Raw genomic sequence first — 17,864 nt, 5'->3', positions numbered from 1 at the left:
CGAACTCCGGACGCGGCCACCCCGATCACGGGGTCTTGCAGGTCTGCGGGCAAGACGGCCGGCGTCGCTCTGACACGTGCGCACCTCAATCGACGGGAGCCCAACCATGTCACACAGCACCGATGGCATTCGCAACGTCGCCCTGGCAGGCCATGCCGGCGCCGGCAAAACCACCCTGGTCGAAGCCCTGCTGCATGCCGGCGGCGTGATACAGACGGCGGGCACGATCGAGCGCGGCTCGACGGTCTCCGATTTCGACCCGATGGAAAAGGAACGCCAACACTCGGTCCAGGCCACCCTGGTCTCGATAGACCGCGGCGATTGCCATATCAACCTGATCGACACGCCGGGCTATTCGGATTTCCGCGGGCCGACCCTCTCCGCGCTGGCCGCCGTGGAAACCTGCGCCGTGGTGGTCAATGCCACCAACGGCATCGAACACACGACCCGACGCATGATGGAGTACGCGAAATCGCGCGGCCTGGCGAGGGTCCTGATCGTCAACCGCATCGACACCGAATGCGACCTCGCCGCGCTGACCGAAGAACTGCGCGATGAATTCGGACCCGAATGCCTGCCGATCAACCTGCCGGCGGACGGCGCGAGCACGGTGATCGACTGCTTCTTCAAGTCCGATGGCAAGACCGATTTCTCCAGCGTCGCCGAAGCGCACCAGCAGATCCTCGACCAGGTCGTCGAAATCAACGAGAAGGTCATGGACCGCTACCTCGACAAGGGCGAAAAGGCCCTGTCCGGCAGCGAACTGCACGATGCCTTCGAACAATGCCTGCGTGAAGGCCATCTGGTGCCGATCTGCTTCGTCTCGGCGCGCACCGGGGTCGGCGTCGAAGCCCTGCTCGATTTCATCGAGCGCCTGTTGCCGAACCCGCTGGAGGGCAATCCGCCACCGTTCGTCAAGGGCGAGGGCGCCGGGGCCAGACCGATCACGGCCGTGCCGGATCCTTCGATGCACGTGATCGCCGACGTCTTCAAGATCGCCAACGATCCGTTCGTCGGCAAGCTCAGCATCTTCCGCATCTACCAGGGCACGGTGCGCAAGGACACTCAGTTGTTCATCGACGATGGCAAGAAGCCGTTCAAGGTCGGCCACCTGTTCCGCATCCACGGCAAGGACCACATCGAGATCGATGCCGCCGTGCCCGGCGACATCGCCGCCGTGGCCAAGGTCGACGAGATCCATTTCGATGCCGTCCTGCACGACTCGCATGACGAGGACCAGATCCACCTCAAGCCACTCGAATTCCCGCAGCCGATGTTCGGCCTCGCCATCGAGCCGGCGCACAAGGGCCAGGAGCAGAAGCTGGCCACCGCGCTGATGCGGCTCGGCGAGGAAGACCCGTGTTTCCGCGTCGAACACAGCAAGGAGCTCAACGAAACGATCATCCGTGGCCTCTCCGATCTGCACCTCAAGCTCATGCTCGAGCGCATGAAGGCGCGCTACGGCGTCGAGGTCGTTTCGCACCGGCCCAGCATCGCCTATCGCGAGACCATCTCGGGCCGGGCCGAAGGCCATCACCGGCACAAGAAGCAGACCGGCGGCGCCGGCCAGTTCGGCGAGGTCTATCTGCGCGTCGAACCGCTGCCGCGCGGCGGCGGCTTCGAGTTCACCGACGAGATCAAGGGCGGCACGATCCCGGGCCAGTTCATCCCTGCGATCGAGAAGGGCATCCGCCAGGTGCTCGAGCAGGGTGCGGTGGCCGGCTACCAGATGCAGGACGTGCGCGTGGTCGTCACCGACGGCAAGTTCCACACGGTCGACTCCAAGGAAGTGGCCTTCGTCGCTGCCGGCAAGAAGGCGTTTCTCGACGCCGTCGGCAAGGCCAGGCCGCTGCTGCTCGAGCCGATCGTCAACATGGACGTCAACGTGCCCGAGGACAACATGGGCGACGTCACCGGCGGACTGGCCGGCAAGCGCGCGCGCATCCACGGTACCGATTCGATCCGCGGCGGCGAACTCGTGATCAAGGCCCAGGTGCCGCTGGCCGAAGTCGCCGACTACCAGACCGAACTGAAGGCCATGACCGGCGGACGTGGCCGCTACACGATCGAATTCAGCCACTATGACCCGGTGCCGGCCAACGTGCAGCGGCAACTGATCGAGGCCTACAAACCCCATGCCGAAGAAGACTGATCGCCATCGCCCGGAACCGACGTCCCACACCGAACCGGATCTGGCGAAGGCCAAAGCCGTATCGATAGCGTGCGGGCGTCGCCGCTTCCTGATCGGCCTCGGCGCACTCGCCAGCGCGCCGCTGTGGCCCGCGCTGCGCAGCGCCGAGGCGAAAGCTCCGGCAGCGGCGCACTGGCCCGGCTACGCCGATGCCATGGTCATCGACGCCCTCGGCGGACCGGGCGAGTATGCCGCCGAACCGTATGCGGCATTGAGTGATAAGGCCCTCGCCGATGTCCGCGCCAGTGGCCTCAGCGCGGTCAACGTGACGGTCAGCGGTGTCGGCAGCTACGCGAAGAATCCCGACGAGACGATCCGCAACATCGCCTACTGGAACGCTCAGATCGCCGCGCACCCGGATCGGCTGATGCTCGTGCGCACGGCCGAGCAGCTGGCCCTGGCCAAGGCCAGCGGACGGCTCGGCCTGATCTACGGCTTCCAGGATGCGACGCCGATCGGCGAGGACCTGGACCAGGTCGAGCGCTTCGACCAGTTCGGCGTGCGCGTATTCCAGCTCACCTACAACCGGCGCAACCTGGTCGGCGACGGCTGCCTGGAACCCGGCAATGCCGGCCTCAGCCGCTTCGGCTATGCCCTCGTCGAGAAACTGAACGAGCAGCGCTTGCTGATCGATCTCGCGCATGGCGGTGAACGCACGACGCGCGAAGCGATTGCCCGATCAAACGGTCCGGTCGCGATCAGCCACACCGGTTGCGCTGCGCTGGCCGCCCTGCCGCGCAACAAGACCGACACCGAGCTGCGCGAACTGGCGGCCAAGGGCGGCGTCGCCGGCATCTACCTGATGCCGTTCCTGCGCATCAAGGGTCAACCAACGGCGGACGACCTGATCGCCCACATCGAGCACGCGATCAATGTCTGTGGCGAGGACCATGTCGGCATCGGCAGCGATGGCACCCTGTCACCGATCGATTTCAACGACGAATTCCGGCGCAAGCACGCCGCGGACGTGGCCGACCGCCGTGCGCGCGGCATCTCGGCACCGGGCGAGGAACCTGACGTCTACACCTTCCTTCCCGATCTCAACAGCGCCGACCGCCTCGATACGCTGGCGGGCTTGCTGGCGCGCCGCGGGCACAGCGATGCGCGCATCGCCAAGATCCTTGGCGGCAACTTTGCGCGGCTGTTCGCAACGGCCTGGAGTCCGGCCTGAACGGAGACCTGCCGGGCCGGCTCAGGACTTGCCGAATGGCTTGCGCAGGCGATCGAGGAAGGACGAGCGCGGCTTGGCATCCTCGGCCTCGGCGTGGCGCGACGGTCGCGGCGTCTTCTTGAGGCAGCCAATCGCGTCATAGGCGTTGATCACGGCGAAGACGTCGCCCATGGGACATCCGCACGCGGCGGAGATTTCATGCAACCGGGCCGGCTGCATCATTGCCGACGAGATTCGCGCGTGGTGTGGATAGTCCCGCGCGATCTCGAGCCAGCGTACCAGTTCGTAGGTCCCGCCCGGGTCGAGGCTGGAGGCGAGCTTGCCGCCGGAATGCAGCAGCACGTCGAGCCAGATCAGCTTCTCGTAGGGCTGCGCTGGCTGCGAATCGCGAATTTCGGTGAGCTCGGCCGAGGTCAGCCGGCGCCAGTCGCTGCGTCGCGGCGACTCGCGGCAATAGACCTCCAGTTCGCGCAGGGTCTCGGCGCTGTGGTAGACCTTGTGCTTGGGGTCGAGCGTAAGCACGCCCGCGCCGGGCCAGGCGATCTGCACGGGTCCTCCAAGCAGGTTGCCCTCGAGATATTCGCGCAGGCGGTGGGGGGATCGATCCGTCTCCTCGCCCGCCTTGACCGGGGCGCGTGCAGGCGCCGCCTGGTCGAGCGGCACCCCTTGCGACTCGCGCTCGCGGTCGGCGCGCAGCTCACTGCGTCGGGTCTGGTCGCCGGTGGGCTCGATCGCTGTCGAATCGTCCAGCCGGGCCGGGGTCAGGTTCAGATACGGATCCGCCAGCGGGTTGCCGCGGATCAGTTCGTCCAGCCCCGGCGCGACTCCGACACCCGGCCTGCGCTGAACCTTGCCCTCCTCGGGGAAGGCATCAGCGGATTGGTCGAACTCGAATTGGCGGTCCTCGTTGTCACCGAGGAACAGACTGCCGGCAGCAGCAACGCCTGGTGCAAGCACCGAGGAGCCGGCGGCCGCTGCGTTGAGCACCTCGATGACGTTGGCCGCCTTCAGGGGCCGATACAGGGCTGGATCGCCCTCGGTCGGTGCTCCCGCGTCGCAGACGATGGCGACCCGCATGCCGGTGGTCTTGGCGCGGGTCCGTGCCATCTGCCCGGCGAAGCCGGTCGGATCCACCACCAGCAGATCGGCCCCGGTGTCGGAGCCCCAGCGCCAGTCGTTGCCAAGCTCGCCGGCCACCTTGCGCATGAGCAGGCGCAAATGGGCGACGTCCTCATCGGAGACGCCAATCGTCGCTATGGTTTTTTCGTTTGCCAAGCTGACCTCACCACTCCATTGCGCCAGCCGATGCCGGAACGCGGCGAGGTCGACGACACCGCCGGATCCGGAACCGGACTCTAGCCTGCAGCTTTGCAGCGTTCTTTGCAATCGTGCATGAATGCCGCCGATGCCGTTCAGGCGGGCGCCTTGCCTTTCCTTGCCGGCCGCTTGCGCTTGGGCTTTAGCATCGTGCCGAGACACTCCGGATCGCCGCAACGGCATTGCCAGATCTGCTTCAGGCGCGGGGTCAGGCGTTCGCCGAGGCTGATGCCGTAGTCGTAGGTCAGTTCCTCGCCGGCACGGATCGCGCGCAGCGTCTCGATCAGCACGCGGTCCTCGCGGCGCCGGCCCTCCTGGTTCTCCTCGATCACGGCCCGGCAGTTCGGCCGGCAACTGTGGTTGATCCAACGCGCCACGTTGCCGTCCACGTTGGCATCGATCACGTAGCTGTCGTTGAGGGTGAACAGGAAGGTATGGCCGGTATCCGTGGTGCCATCGTACAGGCGGTCTGCCTGGGCATGCGTCAGCAGGCGCCCCTTGTACTCGACCAGTTCGGTTTCTGCGGGAATATCGGCAGTGGCGAAGACGCCATTGCCGTGGATGGGTGAGCGGCGCTGCTTGAAGGGACGAGCCATGGATATGCAGGATTCCGGTAGCACAGCCGGCAATGATAACCGCAAGGACCACTGCGCCAGGAAGACTGCGGGCATTTCCGCAGCGCTGCCGGGCCCGGGCTATTCCTGCTAGCGTTGCCCTTCAGCACCCTGCCGGCAAGGCGGATTCCCGATGCGACCCGTGAACAAGTCACTTGCGCTACTGGCCCTGCTGGTCCTCGGGGTGGTGGTCGCGAACTGGCAACGCAACCTGCCGCGGCCGGGAAGTCAGCCGACGCCGACTTCGCCGAGCCCTGCGAAGAACCTCACGTTCGACTATTACCTGGTCGCCCTGTCATGGTCGCCGAGCTGGTGCGAATTGCATCCCGATGACCGCGAGCAATGCGGCCGCCGGGGTTTTGGCTTCGTCCTGCACGGGCTTTGGCCACAATTCGATCGTGGCGGCAGCCCGAAGGAATGCGCGCCGGTGCGAGGCCCGGACCGGGCAACGATCGACCGAACCCTCGCCTTCATGCCCAGTCGCAACCTGATCGAGCACGAATGGCGCGCGCATGGCACCTGCTCGGGCCTGCAGGCGGACGCGTACTTCGCGCTGGCCGACCGCGCCTATGCGGCAATCCGGGTGCCGCAGGTGATGGCCGCCGGCTCTCGACCGCCGGCGATGACCTCGGAGGAAATACGCACATCGTTCCTGCGTGCGGATCCGCGCCTGCGCAAGGACATGCTCGTCGTCACCTGCAGTGGCGGCCGGCTGGCGGAAGTGCGGGTTTGCGTCGATGACGACCTCGAACCGCGACCGTGCGGACGCGGCCTCCGCATGCAGTGCCCGCGCGACACGCCCCTGCGCATTCCCTGGAGTCGATGAAGCCAGGGCTGCGCCGATGCGCGGACCAGACGCCTGGATACCGCGTCCGCTCAGGTCTTCTTGCCGAACAGGACCTGGGTCTTGATCCGGCTGAACCCTTCCCGCTCGTAGAACTGATGGGCGCGCTCGCGAACGGTATTGCTGTGCACGCGGATTTCGGCATAGCCCTGGATGCGCGCCCAATTCACCGCCGCCTGCAGCAACAGCGAACCGATGCCCATGCCGCGCATGAGACGGTCGACGACCAGTCCGGCCACTTCGGCGCGCGCCGCCGAAGTCAGCGAAGTCACCGACACCACCATGATCCAGCCGCAGACCTGGCCGTCGCCCAGTTCCGCGACGATCACCGAACCTTCGGTGCGCGTGTGGATGCGACGCAGGCGGTCGCGCATGTCGGGTTCGGTCGCCGGGTAGCCGAGCTGGGTCGCCAGCTCGGCAATCTGCGCGGCATCGGTTTCGCGCGCCGTGCGTATCGTCACTTCGCCGCGTCCGGCAGCCGCATCCGGCACGGGCAGGTCCTCAGCAGCAGCCGTCTTCGCCGCGATGCGTATGCGCATCGGTGGCGGCGACGCCTTCGGTCAGTCCCTTGCCGCTGGCGACATGGTGGTCGGCAACGACCTTGGCCACGCAGGCGGTGACGCGCTTGCCGGTCGGGATGTGCAGGAACTCGTTCGGGCCGTGCGCGTTGGAGTGCGGGCCGAGCACGCCGGTGATGAGGAACTGCGCACCGGGAAACTTCTCGCCGAGCATGCCCATGAACGGGATCGAGCCGCCCTCGCCCATATAGGCCGGTGGCGGCCCGAAGAAGGTCCGCGAGGCCTCGTCGACCGATTGCTCGAGCCACGGCGCGAGGGTCGGTGCGTTCCAGCCGCTGCCGGCCTTTTCGAGGTTGAAGGTGACTGTCGCGCCATACGGCGGATCGCTCTCGAGCAGCCGCTTGACGAACTCACCGCTCTTGACCGCATTCGACGTGGGCGGCAGGCGCAGGCTGAGCTTGACCGCGGTGAACGGCCTCAATACGTTGCCGGCCGAATCGAGCGAGGGGATGCCGCCGATGCCGGTGATCGCCAGGGCCGGTCGCCAGGTCCGGTTCAGGACCAGCTCGGCAAGGTCGTCGCTGACCGGACGCATGCCATCGAGCAACGGAAACTTCGAATAGACGTCCTCGCCCAGCACTTCGGCACTGACCCTGGCCTGCTCGACGCGCTGAGCCGGGATCTCCGCATGCAACTCGCGCGGCAGGATTTCCCCCGTGTTCTCGTCCTCTAGGCGCGAGAGGACCTGGCGCAGGACGCGGAAACTCGAGGGCACCACGCCGGAGGCATCACCGGAATGCACGCCCTCGTCGAGCACCTTCACGGTCAGGTTGCCGCCGGTCATGCCGCGCAGGGAGGTGGTGAGCCACATCTGGTCGTAGTTTCCGCAGCCGGAATCGAGACAGACGATCAGCGAAGGCTTGCCGATGCGTTCGGCGAGATGGTCGACGTAGTACGGCAGGTCGTAGCTGCCCGACTCCTCGCAGGCCTCGATCATGACCACGCAGCGCGAGTGCGGAATGTTCTGCGCCTGCAGGGCCATGATCGCTGCCAAAGAACCGAAGATCGCGTAACCGTCGTCGGCGCCGCCGCGCCCGTACAGCCGGTCGCCTTCGATGACCGGCTTCCACGGCCCGAGGTGTTCCGACCAGCCGGTCATCTCCGGCTGCTTGTCGAGGTGTCCGTAGAGCAGCACGCAGTCATCGCCCTGGCCCGGGATATCGATGAATATCAGCGGCGTGCGCCCTTCCAGGCGCACCACCTCGAGCTGCATGCCCGGAATCGGCTGCGCGCGTGCCCAGTTTTCCATCAGGGCGACGGCCTGGTCCATGTAACCGTGCGTGGCCCAGTCGGCATCGAACATCGGCGACTTGTTCGGGATGCGAATGTAGTCGACCAGCCGCGGCACGATCTGGTCGTCCCAGATCTTGTCGACGAAGCCGCTGATTGCGTTTGAATCCATCGTGTTCTCCAGAATCGCTCGCTGCACTGGCGGCAGCGGATCGCCAATTCTAACCGGTCTGGCGATTGCGACCCGAATGCGTGTAGGAAATGTAGTACACGCGGCGCCGGAATCGGCCTACGCACCGCCGCAACGGTTTGCCATGCCGTCTTCGTCCGCGTTCAGGAAGACTGTGCTCACCGGGGACACAAGGACCCGGTCCCGTCCAACACAAGGAGTCACATCATGAACCTGAAGACCGTACTCGCAAGCCTCGTTCTCTCCCTTGCCCTCGCCCTGCCGGCCTTCGCCGCCGGTCCGGTCGACATCAACAGCGCCGACGCCAAGACCTTGGCCGAGGGGCTGACCGGGGTCGGCATGAGCAAGGCCGAGGCGATCGTCGCCTACCGCGCCGAACACGGCCCGTTCGCGAATGCGAGCGAGCTGGCCCAGGTCAAGGGCATCGGCGACAAGCTGGTCGAGCGCAACCGCGACAACATCGTGGTTGGTGGCGCCAAGGCCAAGGCCCGCACCGCCAAGACGGCCAGCGCCGGCTGAGCTGCGCCCGAGTCCCCGGCGATCGCGCCGGGGACTCGCATCAGTCCCCTGTTCCACGACTGACCTGCCCCGGCCCGCCTCGGGCCGCGCCGATTCGCCATGCTAAACTTCGCATCCCCCGTTGGTGCGAACATGATTCTTCCCCGTTATCACATCAGCCCGTCGAGCATCGCGGGCGCCGGCAACGGCGTGATCCTCGATGAGGCCGTCGACCCAGGCGACATCCTGGTCGCCCCCGACGCCATCCCGCGCACCTGGACCTTCGAGGAGATCCTCGCCCAGCCGAATGCCGGGCAACTGCTGCCGGCGACGGTGCGCTGGTTCGAGGACCGTTACACCGTCACGCTCGACTGGCCCGACGAATGCTATGTGAATCATTCCTTCGCACCGACCGGCTTGTGGCATCTCGGCTTCATCTTCGCCGCGACGCGGCTTGCCGCCGGCACCGAGATCACTGTCGATTACCGCCACCTGCTCGCCCCTGGGCAGGCGGAAGACTTCCACGATGCGGAAAGCGGAAGACCGATCGTCGGATTCACCTGGAAGGAGAGTCTCAGAGCGTCCTCGCAGGCGTTGCTCGGGCTCCTTGGTTGATTTGCCGCCATGCTTGAAATTCCGGTTCTGATCACCGAACGGCTGCGCCTGACCGCGCTGTCGGAGCGCCATTTCGAACTCTATTCGGCCATGCTCGCCGACGCCTCGAGCACGCGCTTCGTCGGCGATGGCCAACCGCTGGACCGCATGAACGCGTGGCGCTCGATGGCCATGCTGATCGGTCACTGGGCACTGCGCGGCTACGGCATGTGGGCGGTTGAGCTGAAGGAATCCGGGGAATTCATCGGCCGCGTCGGCCTGCACAACCCGGAGGGCTGGCCCGATCTCGAACTGGGCTGGATGCTGCGCCCCGAACATCGCCATCACGGCTACGCCACCGAAGCGGGACGTGCCGCGTTGGCCTACGCGTTTAATCGTCTCGGCGCCGAACGCGCGATCAGCCTGATCCGCGCCGAGAACACCGAATCGGAGCGCGTCGCGCGTCGCCTCGGCGGCCGCCAGTCGACCACGATCGACTTCCTCGGCAGCGCCACCCTGGTCTATACCTACCACCGTCCCGACAGCCCGAACTGACCGCCCAATGGCGCTGCGCGTACTGAATCCCCGCGACTACCTGCGCACGCGCTGGAAGAACGACGGCGGCTGGACCACCGAGATCGCCAGCGAGCCGATGGCGGATCCCGCACAGGGATTCCGCTGGCGGGTCAGCATCGCCGACATCGAAGACGATGGCCCGTTCTCGGCGTTTCCCGGCATCGAGCGCGACCTGTTGCTGCTCGCCGGCAAGGGCATCGAACTCGACATCAACGATGCCCCGCCACTGCGCCTGGACCAGCGCTTCCAGCACGCGCATTTCGCCGGCGAGGATACGGTCGGCTGTCGCCTGCTGGCCGGTCCGACGCGCGATTTCAACGTCATGGCACGGCGCGGCGAGGTCGCGGCCGAGGTCCACGCCCGACCGCTCAATGGAACGATGCTGGTGTTCGCCGAGGCCGGCGCGACCTGGCTCATCCATGTGTTTGCCGGTCAGGCCACCGCGCGCAGCGGAAAGGAAACCGTGGCCGCCGAAACCTCCGAAACCCTCATCGTCGAGGCGGGCGCGGACGGGCGCGAACGCGTCGTCATCGAAGGTGGAGGCGAACTGGTGCTGGTCCAGTTCCGCAAGCCCTCGTAGGTCGATTCAGGTGTGATGCCTTTACCGTGACGTGGCGAAGGACATCGAGCCTGAAGGCTCTTCCTACAATGGGCATGCGATGCGTGGCGCGGGTTTCGATGGCTTTCGACGCGTTGCCGTTTCGTCGTAGGAGCGGCTTCAGGCGCGATGCTTCTCTGCAAGGTGGCGAAGGGCATCGCGCGTGAACGCGCTCCTACGAAAGCCACGAATGCAAAGCGCGGGCTTCCATGACTTTCGACGCGTTGCCGCTTCGTCGTAGCAGCGGCTTCAGCCGCGATGCTTCTCTGCAAGGTGGCAAAGAGCATCGCGCGTGAACGCGCTCCTACAATGGGCATGCGATGCGTGGCGCGGGCTTCGATGGCTTTCGATGCGTTACCGCTTCGTTGTTGCTTCAGCCGCGATACTTTCCGCAACATGATGAAAGGCAGCGAGCCTGAAGGCTTCCTGCGAGGGGCAAGCGTTGGTCACCGCAGGTATTGATGGCGGCCGATGTGCGAACCTGCTGGAGCTTGTGCGTCAGATCAGCGGTCGTCGCGCGAATACACCCAGCCGTCTTCGACCTTGACCGGAAACTTCGCAGTCGGCTCATAGGCCGGCGGACACAGGGCGGCGCCGGTCCGCACGTCGAAACGCGCGCCATGGCGCGGGCATTCGACTTCGTATCCCTCGATCGGCCCGCCGGTCAGTTCGCTGCCGTCATGCGTGCAGATGTCCTCGATCGCATAGAGCTCGCCAGCCACGTTGAAGACTGCGATCGGGGTATCCCCGTCCCAGCCGGTCTGGCATTCGCCGGGCAACAGTTCGGCCATGTGGCAGATGCGCACCCAGTCGCTCACGGCAGATCCCCGAGCAGGGCGTTGCTGGCGACGAGTTCGCAGATGCGGCGGACATCGCCGTCCATGGCACGGTCGCGCTGCATGAAGTCGATCGATTCGCGGATTCGCGCATGCGCCTTGCGCACCGCCGATCCGGCATGGAACTCGGCGGTTTCGATCAACGCCTGCATGAGCTGGCGGATCTCGTCCTCGAACGCGGCGCGGCTCGGATGGCCCTCGCGCGGCGCATTGCCGACCTTGTCGGCGAGCGCGGCCCAGTCGCCACGGGCGGCCAGGCTGCGCGCGGCATTGAGCATGTCCTGGCGGTATTCGAGCGCCTGCGCCGCGGTGTACAGCTCCAGCGCCAGCACATGGCCGAGGTCCTCGGTCATGTCGAGCACGTGGCGGGCCTCGTTGGTGCCCATCGAGACGTGGTCCTCGGCATTCGCGCTGGTCGGAATCGAATAGACCGAGGCCGGATGCGCGCGCGTGGCAAGGTCGTTGACCAGCGCCGCCGCGGTGTACTGGACGATCATGAAGCCCGAATCGGTCGCATCCTCGTTGCCGATCAGGAAGGCCGGCAGGCCGTCGTTGTTGGCCGGGTCGACCAGCTTGTTCAGGCGCCGCTCGGAGATCGACGCGAGCACCGGGATGGCCGCCTTGACGTAGCTCATGGCCAGGGCCAGTGGCATGCCATGGAAATGACCGGCCGAGATGACCTGGTCCTCGATGAAGCGCGGATTTTCGGCGTCCGCAAACACGAGCGGATTGTCGGTGACCGAATTCAGTTCGATGTCGATGATGCGGCAGGCCTGGGCCCAGGCATCGCGGACCGCGCCATGCACCTGCGGCATGCAGCGCAGGCAATAGGCATCCTGCGGCTGGTGCTTCTTGCCGCCCTTGAATGGCAGGAAGCGCTGGTAGAACGCCTCACGACCATGCCGTTGCGAAGGCGGCACGTAGTCCCAGCCGATATCGAAGCGGCGCTGCTGTTCGGCCGGATCGCTCCACGACTCGGCGGTCCAGGTACGGAAGCGCGGCACCAGGTGATAGGGAATGTCGACCAGGTTCGATCCCTCGAGCAGCGCGCGCAGCCGCTCCGCGGTCTCGACCTGGCCCGGATGCGGACGCAGCGCGTGCACTTCGGGGCGCAGCGCGCCGCTGCGGCCGGCAAAGGCGTCGAGCGTCATCGCCGCGGCCAGGTCGGCCGTGGCCATCAGGTCCTCGAGGCGCGACAGTGCCAGCACCGCCGTGGCCAGCATCTGCGTGGTGCCGTTGTTGAGGGCGAGTCCTTCCTTGAACGACAGCCGGACCGGCTCGATGCCGGCGCGCTTCAGCGCTTCGGCGCCGCTCACGCGATCGCCATCGACGAAGGCTTCACCGCCGCCGAGGAGGACGATGGCCAGGTGCGAGAGCGGGGCGAGGTCACCGCTGGCGCCGACCGAACCCTTGGCCGGGATCACCGGCACCACGTTGCGATTGAGCAGGGCAGCCAGTGCCTGCAGCGTCGATACGCGGATGCCCGAGTGTCCGCGCAACAGCGTGTTGATGCGAATGGCCAGGATCGCTCGCACGACCTCGGCAGCCAGCGGCGCGCCGACGCAGACCGCATGGGTGATCAGCAGGTTGTGCTGGAGTTCCTCGAGCAGAGTGCCATCACGTTGCTCGGGGTTGCCGCCCGGCAGTTCATCGCGGGCGCGATGGGCGCCGAGCAACTTGTCGGCATTGCTGCCGAAGCCGGTCGTCACCCCGTACACCGGCTCGCCGCAGCTGACCTTTTCGGCAAGGAAGTCGGCCGCGCGCTGCACCCGTTCCAGCGCCGCCGGCGCCAGCGCAATGCCGGTCCCGCCGCGCGCGATCCGGACCACGTCGGCCCGGGTCAGCGAGGAACCATCGAGCTCGATCCTCATGGGCGCACTCCCATCGCGGCGATCTGTTCGAGTTCCACGCGCAGGGTCCTGACCAGTTCGCCGCGGGCGACCTCGAACTGGTCCTCGCGGCGCAGGTCCTTGACCGTGACCGTGCCGTTGGCGATTTCATTTTCGCCAAGGACGAGCACGAAACGGATGCCGGCACGGTCGGCGTACTTGAACTGCTTGCCGAGCTTGGACGGCTCCATCACCACCTCGGTGTTGATGCCGGCCTGGCGCAGCTCGGTGGCCAGGGCCAGGTAGGCCGGCAATTGCGTGTCGTCCATCTGCGTCACGAGGGCCTGCACCGTGCTCGTCGCGGTGCCGATCAGCCCGGCTTCGCGCAACTGCCAGTAGAGCCGGGTCGCGCCGATCGAGATGCCGACGCCGGGCAGGTTCGATTTGGTGTAGTTGCCGGCGAGGTTTTCGTAACGTCCGCCCGAGCAGATCGAACCGATCTGCGGATGTTCATTGAGCGTGGTCTCATAGACCGTGCCGGTGTAGTAGTCGAGGCCGCGCGCGATCGACAGGTTCAGCGCGAAATGCGATTCGGGCACGCCGAAAGCGGCGATCAGGGTCAGCACCTCGCGCAGCTCGCGACGGCCCTGCTCGAAGGTCTCGCTGCCCGAGCCGAGTGCCTCGAGCTTTCCGAGCGCGTCGGCCAGCGAAGTCGAGCGTACCTGGACGAAGTCGAGGATGCGCCCGACCGCGTCGGCCGAGAGACCGAAGTCCGGTCCGGTCAGCGTATCGCGCACGTAATCCGGCCCGCGCTTGTCGAGCTTGTCGACCTCACGCAGTACGGCCATCTGGCGTTCGCCGTCGGCGATACCGAGGCCCTCGAACCAGCCGCGCATGAGGCGGCGGTTGTTGAGGTGGATCGTGAATGGTCCGATCGCCAGATCGCGGAACACGCCGTAGATCGTCGCCGGGATTTCGGCGTCGTAGCGCACCGACAGCGCGTCCTTGCCGATCACATCGATGTCGCACTGGTAGAACTCGCGGAAGCGCCCGCGCTGGGCGCGTTCGCCGCGGTAGACACGCTGGATCTGGTAGCGCCGGAACGGGAAGCTCAGGTCGTGCTCGTGCTCGGCCACGTAGCGGGCCAGCGGCACGGTCAGGTCGAAACGCAGGGCCAGGTCGGGCTTGTCGCCCTGCTCCAGCGCACCGGTCGATTGCACGAAATAGACCTGGCGCTCGGTTTCGCCGCCCGACTTGGTCAGCAGCACGTCGGCGAATTCCATCACCGGAGTCTCGATCGGCAGGAAGCCGAAACGCTCGAAATTGCTGCGTACCGTGTCGAGCATGCCCTGGAAGGCAATCTGGTCGAGCGGCAGCAGCTCGAGCACGCCGGGCATGGTGCGGGCTGGGATCAGGGCCATTGAATTCCTCAGGATCACGCCCATGGTGAGGCCCATGGACGCTTGAAATCGGGCCGCATAGGTTAGCAGAAGCGCTTGGCGGTTCTGAATCAGGCGTTGCGCTGGCAGGACGCCACGGCTATCATTCGCGCCCCGCCGGATCGCGGGCCGGTATCGGGGTGTAGCTCAGTCTGGTAGAGCGCTACGTTCGGGACGTAGAGGTCGTAGGTTCGAATCCTGTCTCCCCGACCAATCAAATCAAAGATTTAAGCAAAAGCCGCCTCACGGCGGTTTTTTGTTGTCCTGCATACTTACTGCAAAATCCCCTCCCCACTGACCCTATCCATGACCCTTGGGACGCGAAGGCTCAGTCGGTCGCAAGCGGATGAGTACACTCCGAGCCTCCTCTGCAGGATCTCTCACCAACGGCCGAGCAATCTCCCGAAACAGGACGGAAAAGAGACGGTGTCCATGAGACCGGTAGTAGGCCGATGTGCCATTATCTGGCCTGCCATGCTATTGGCACTTTAGTCCATAAGCTCGATGTCTCCCCTGCTAATTGGCCATAGAGATTGATCGTGATTGATGGGTCGGACAATCGGTCGCCAAGCCTTTGCGAGATGCTTGATCTACCCCTGCCCCGCTGGGCTAGCGTGGCATTGGTTTCGCGCATCGCAAAGCGCTTCGCTGATGCTTATGCAGATGATGTGCATGAGCCCGCAGGATCCCGCCTTGCTGTTCGAAACGCGGTCGCACTTGCCGAGCAAGCGGCCGTCCGAGGTGGGGATGGAGACGTTAGCGATACGTTCGAGATCGAGGGCGATTATTTCGATCACTACGATATCCAAGCACTTGCATTGGCTCTAGGCGGATATGCTCAAGCTGCGAACAACACACATGCCGATCTATCACTCGATGAGCGTATCGAACCGTTCTGTCGTCGGGGGTGTTCCGCCCTAGCGTTGGCATTGATCGCCCTGCAGTGCGCCTTTCCCGAGATCGTGTTGGATGCGCGTGCTCCGACCCTACGAGAGGCAGTCAATTGGAGCGTCAATACCGAACCGGCCACTGAAGACGCAATTTTCGTAGAATTGGGCCGTGCTCATGAACTTGCAGCGCACAACGCTTGGTACGACGCATCCCCAGTAATTCCTGCGGATCTTGGCACCCTATGGCCCGATGGGAGACCAGATGGATGGCCCAGTCCGCGCCTGACTTTTAGGCCGCGCGCTCGGATCATCCGGACCATTGGCGACCGGCTAATCAGCGGTCCCGAAGCAGCAGTAATCGAGCTCGTAAAGAATAGCTACGACGCCGACGCGCGTTCCGTGCGCATCACACTCGTCCCGCGGTTGAAGGCAGGTGCTGGCGAAATAGTCTTCTCAGACGATGGGCACGGTATGGCTTTCTCGGACATTCGCGATAAGTGGATGGAACCAGCTACTAGTGATAAGCGCACTCGATCGACCAGTCCGGGTGGCCGGAAACTGCTTGGCTCGAAGGGGATTGGCCGATTTGCAGCGGCGCGTCTTGGCTCGCACCTACGGCTGGTCTCGACAGCGAGCATCAGCAAAGATTCCACCACAGTCCTTGAGCGCACGACTATAGATGACTTGGACTGGGAGCAGTTCGAGGAAGCCAGGTACCTGGATACGGTGTCGTTCGCCTATCGGACCGAACGGACCAATGAGTCGCCGGGCACGCAGCTTCACATCACGCACCTTCGGGACGACTGGACTGAAACATCCATCAACAGGCTCCACGATGAGTTGCGCCGTCTTGTAAGCCCCATCAACTCGGAGGAAGACGGGTTCGATATCCATCTTGATCTTTCGAACTGCACGATCGAGAACAGTGGCTTTGATGGCTTTGCCATGCTCGGTGTGAGCAATGACCTGATTGACGGTGCAAAACAGGACCCGTGGAAGGTCAGGCCGTTCCCGGTGCTGGATGCAAGCGACTACCTCGTCGATGGCATCTTCGACGAGAGCGGCGTCTTCGAGGGGACCATGTCGATCCAGCGGGCCGGCGCGGATCCGATCCCGATCTCCCTCTGCGTCCCTCTTGCCGAAGGTGAGGATCCCTGTGGAATAGTGGTCGTTCGACTGAGCATCTTCGATCGGGAGGCCGAGACAATCCGCAGCACAGCCCAGAAGGCGGGATTTGGGCATCTCGGCATTCGGGAGGCAAGAAAGATCCTAGACAAGATTGCCGGAATTGCCATCTACCGCGCCGGCTTCCGCATCAGGCCCTACGGCGATGCGGAAAACGACTGGCTTACGCTTGACGCCAAACGCGTCCAGAACCCGTCCTTGAAGATTGGCCGCAACCAAGTGGCCGGCATCATCAGTGTCGATGACGAAGTGAGCTCCAACCTCGTCGAGCGCAGCAGCCGCGAAGGGCTTGAGGAAAACGGTAGCTTTCGCCGCCTTCAGAACCTGTTGCTAACACTGCTTGCCGAACAGGTCGAGCCTAGGCGCCGTAAGTTCAGGATGTCGGCAGGTATCGATCGACGGCCGCAGACGAACTTTCGCGAGGTGATGCAAACCGCCCAGCACGCCTGGGCTGACGCGCTCTTGTCGAAGATTCCCGCACCCGAGCGGCAGGAGGCGGAAAAGGTCATTGCGCGCGAAACCGATCGCCTCTCGGACCACGTCAAGGAATTGGAAGAACGGCAGGCCAAGCTCGAAGCCCAAGTGACCCTTGGTCTTATCGTCGGCGAGGTGATGCACCAAGGAAATACGCCTCTGAGCTTCATCGAGAACGAAAGCGTCCGCCTTCAGAAACAGTTGCCCACGCTCTTCGACGACACAATACAGGCGGCAGAAGATCGCACTGATCTTCCCAGGATCTTCAATGGACTGCGTGCAAGTTCCGCTACGCTTCGCTCCCTGTTCAATGCGTTGAGTCCACTTTCAGGTGCGAAGCGCGGCAAGCCGCAGGATTATCCGGTTGACCGCGTGATCAGCAACATCCAGCTCTTCTTCCGCTCCCGTATCGAGGATATGGGCGTGGAGTTCGATGTTGATCCGGCGGTGCGGGCTATCGTGGCGCATGGATATGAGACTGATCTCACGACAGCGCTCACAAACCTGGTCGACAACGCGCTGCACTGGCTTGCTCACAGCCGGATCGCATCTCCACGCATCCGGATTGCAGGCACAGCAAATGAACCGGGAAAGGGCACGATCACTGTCGAAGACAACGGGCCTGGAGTTTCACAAGAGTTCGAGGACCAGCTGTTCGACGTCGGTTTCTCCACACGCACCAACGGAACTGGACTGGGCCTGAGCATCGCTCGGGAGGCCATGTTCCGCAGCAGCGGCGATCTCGTGTTTATGCCGTCAGACGAAGGCACCAGGTTCAAACTGACGATTACCACTGCAGACCAATAGGGG

General features: G+C 64.7%; 15 protein-coding genes and 1 tRNA gene. 9 read left to right on the top strand and 7 right to left on the bottom strand.

Annotation, left to right across the window (positions count from 1 at the left end):
- Positions 1–106 precede the first annotated feature (106 nt).
- Both fusA and BM125_RS07560 read left to right on the top strand, forming a co-directional pair.
- Complete coding sequence (gene fusA, locus BM125_RS07565; RefSeq protein WP_092406556.1) at positions 107–2,152, top strand: elongation factor G; 2,046 nt, start codon at positions 107–109, stop codon at positions 2,150–2,152.
- The gene (locus BM125_RS07560; protein WP_092406554.1) at positions 2,136–3,362 is read left to right on the top strand and encodes a dipeptidase; all 1,227 of its coding nucleotides are present in this window, start codon (positions 2,136–2,138) and stop codon (positions 3,360–3,362) included. The genes fusA and BM125_RS07560 overlap by 17 nt, the downstream gene beginning before the upstream one ends.
- 21 nt (positions 3,363–3,383) lie before the next feature.
- Here the strand turns inward: BM125_RS07560 and BM125_RS07555 are convergent, their stop codons facing one another.
- Positions 3,384–4,637 (bottom strand): hypothetical protein, encoded by a 1,254-nt coding sequence (locus tag BM125_RS07555; RefSeq protein ID WP_139224894.1) that lies wholly within the window; start codon positions 4,635–4,637, stop codon positions 3,384–3,386.
- A 137-nt stretch (positions 4,638–4,774) separates the two neighbouring features.
- Positions 4,775–5,275, bottom strand: a complete 501-nt coding sequence (locus BM125_RS07550) for an SET domain-containing protein (protein WP_092406550.1) — start codon at positions 5,273–5,275, stop codon at positions 4,775–4,777.
- A 160-nt stretch (positions 5,276–5,435) separates the two neighbouring features.
- On the opposite strand from BM125_RS07550, the gene BM125_RS07545 reads away from it, so the two are divergent.
- Positions 5,436–6,119, top strand: a complete 684-nt coding sequence (locus tag BM125_RS07545; protein ID WP_175497956.1) for a ribonuclease T2 family protein — start codon at positions 5,436–5,438, stop codon at positions 6,117–6,119.
- Between the two features lie 50 nt (positions 6,120–6,169).
- Here BM125_RS07545 and BM125_RS07540 read toward each other — a convergent pair whose 3' ends face one another.
- Together BM125_RS07540 and BM125_RS07535 are read right to left on the bottom strand one after the other, a co-directional pair.
- Positions 6,170–6,676, bottom strand: a complete 507-nt coding sequence (locus tag BM125_RS07540; protein WP_092406546.1) for a GNAT family N-acetyltransferase — start codon at positions 6,674–6,676, stop codon at positions 6,170–6,172.
- Positions 6,639–8,117, bottom strand: coding sequence for a M20 family metallopeptidase (locus BM125_RS07535; RefSeq protein WP_092406544.1), 1,479 nt, complete (start codon positions 8,115–8,117; stop codon positions 6,639–6,641). Before BM125_RS07535 ends, BM125_RS07540 begins: the two co-directional genes overlap by 38 nt.
- Positions 8,118–8,342: 225 nt before the next feature.
- On the opposite strand from BM125_RS07535, the gene BM125_RS07530 reads away from it, so the two are divergent.
- From BM125_RS07530 to BM125_RS07515, 4 genes are all read left to right on the top strand, one after another.
- Positions 8,343–8,654: a ComEA family DNA-binding protein gene (locus BM125_RS07530; protein WP_092406542.1), complete on the top strand. Its 312-nt coding sequence runs from the start codon at positions 8,343–8,345 to the stop codon at positions 8,652–8,654.
- Positions 8,655–8,843: 189 nt separating this feature from the next.
- A complete protein-coding gene (locus tag BM125_RS07525; protein ID WP_342741290.1) occupies positions 8,844–9,248 on the top strand; it encodes an SET domain-containing protein in 405 nt (134 codons plus the stop codon).
- 9 nt (positions 9,249–9,257) lie between these two features.
- Positions 9,258–9,782 (top strand): GNAT family N-acetyltransferase, encoded by a 525-nt coding sequence (locus tag BM125_RS07520; protein ID WP_092406538.1) that lies wholly within the window; start codon positions 9,258–9,260, stop codon positions 9,780–9,782.
- Positions 9,783–9,789: 7 nt separating this feature from the next.
- Complete coding sequence (locus BM125_RS07515) at positions 9,790–10,383, top strand: HutD/Ves family protein (protein WP_092406536.1); 594 nt, start codon at positions 9,790–9,792, stop codon at positions 10,381–10,383.
- Positions 10,384–10,904: 521 nt separating this feature from the next.
- Here the strand turns inward: BM125_RS07515 and BM125_RS07510 are convergent.
- From BM125_RS07510 to hisS, 3 genes are read right to left on the bottom strand one after another with little or no spacing between them, the layout of a single operon-like run.
- Entirely contained in the window at positions 10,905–11,219 is a 315-nt protein-coding gene (locus BM125_RS07510; protein ID WP_092406534.1) for a non-heme iron oxygenase ferredoxin subunit, read from the bottom strand.
- Positions 11,216–13,108, bottom strand: coding sequence for an HAL/PAL/TAL family ammonia-lyase (locus BM125_RS07505; RefSeq protein ID WP_092406532.1), 1,893 nt, complete (start codon positions 13,106–13,108; stop codon positions 11,216–11,218). Before BM125_RS07505 ends, BM125_RS07510 begins: the two co-directional genes overlap by 4 nt.
- Positions 13,105–14,487: a histidine--tRNA ligase gene (gene hisS, locus BM125_RS07500; protein ID WP_092406530.1), complete on the bottom strand. Its 1,383-nt coding sequence runs from the start codon at positions 14,485–14,487 to the stop codon at positions 13,105–13,107. Before hisS ends, BM125_RS07505 begins: the two co-directional genes overlap by 4 nt.
- Before the next feature lie 154 nt (positions 14,488–14,641).
- Here hisS and BM125_RS07495 point away from each other — a divergent pair.
- Positions 14,642–14,718: transfer RNA gene (locus tag BM125_RS07495), tRNA-Pro, on the top strand.
- Between the two features lie 368 nt (positions 14,719–15,086).
- Positions 15,087–17,861, top strand: coding sequence for a sensor histidine kinase (locus tag BM125_RS07490; protein WP_092406528.1), 2,775 nt, complete (start codon positions 15,087–15,089; stop codon positions 17,859–17,861).
- The last annotated feature ends 3 nt before the right edge of the window (positions 17,862–17,864 follow it).

Origin of the sequence: Dokdonella immobilis (assembly GCF_900115085.1) — a bacterium.
Classification (GTDB): domain Bacteria; phylum Pseudomonadota; class Gammaproteobacteria; order Xanthomonadales; family Rhodanobacteraceae; genus Dokdonella; species Dokdonella immobilis.
The sequence above is the reverse complement of the archived record's forward strand: the minus strand, read 5'-3'. Positions and strand labels throughout refer to the sequence as shown.

Bases quoted from the DNA above. Each gene is read 5' to 3' on its own strand.
- BM125_RS07490 (WP_092406528.1), top strand. From the start codon at position 15,087: ATGCTTGATCTACCCCTGCCCCGCTGGGCTAGCGTGGCATTGGTTTCG.
- fusA (WP_092406556.1), top strand. From the start codon at position 107: ATGTCACACAGCACCGATGGCATTCGCAACGTCGCCCTGGCAGGCCAT.
- hisS (WP_092406530.1), bottom strand. From the start codon at position 14,487: ATGGCCCTGATCCCAGCCCGCACCATGCCCGGCGTGCTCGAGCTGCTG.
- BM125_RS07515 (WP_092406536.1), top strand. From the start codon at position 9,790: ATGGCGCTGCGCGTACTGAATCCCCGCGACTACCTGCGCACGCGCTGG.
- BM125_RS07505 (WP_092406532.1), bottom strand. From the start codon at position 13,108: ATGAGGATCGAGCTCGATGGTTCCTCGCTGACCCGGGCCGACGTGGTC.
- BM125_RS07530 (WP_092406542.1), top strand. From the start codon at position 8,343: ATGAACCTGAAGACCGTACTCGCAAGCCTCGTTCTCTCCCTTGCCCTC.
- BM125_RS07520 (WP_092406538.1), top strand. From the start codon at position 9,258: ATGCTTGAAATTCCGGTTCTGATCACCGAACGGCTGCGCCTGACCGCG.
- BM125_RS07550 (WP_092406550.1), bottom strand. From the start codon at position 5,275: ATGGCTCGTCCCTTCAAGCAGCGCCGCTCACCCATCCACGGCAATGGC.
- BM125_RS07560 (WP_092406554.1), top strand. From the start codon at position 2,136: ATGCCGAAGAAGACTGATCGCCATCGCCCGGAACCGACGTCCCACACC.
- BM125_RS07540 (WP_092406546.1), bottom strand. From the start codon at position 6,676: ATGCGCATACGCATCGCGGCGAAGACGGCTGCTGCTGAGGACCTGCCC.
- BM125_RS07535 (WP_092406544.1), bottom strand. From the start codon at position 8,117: ATGGATTCAAACGCAATCAGCGGCTTCGTCGACAAGATCTGGGACGAC.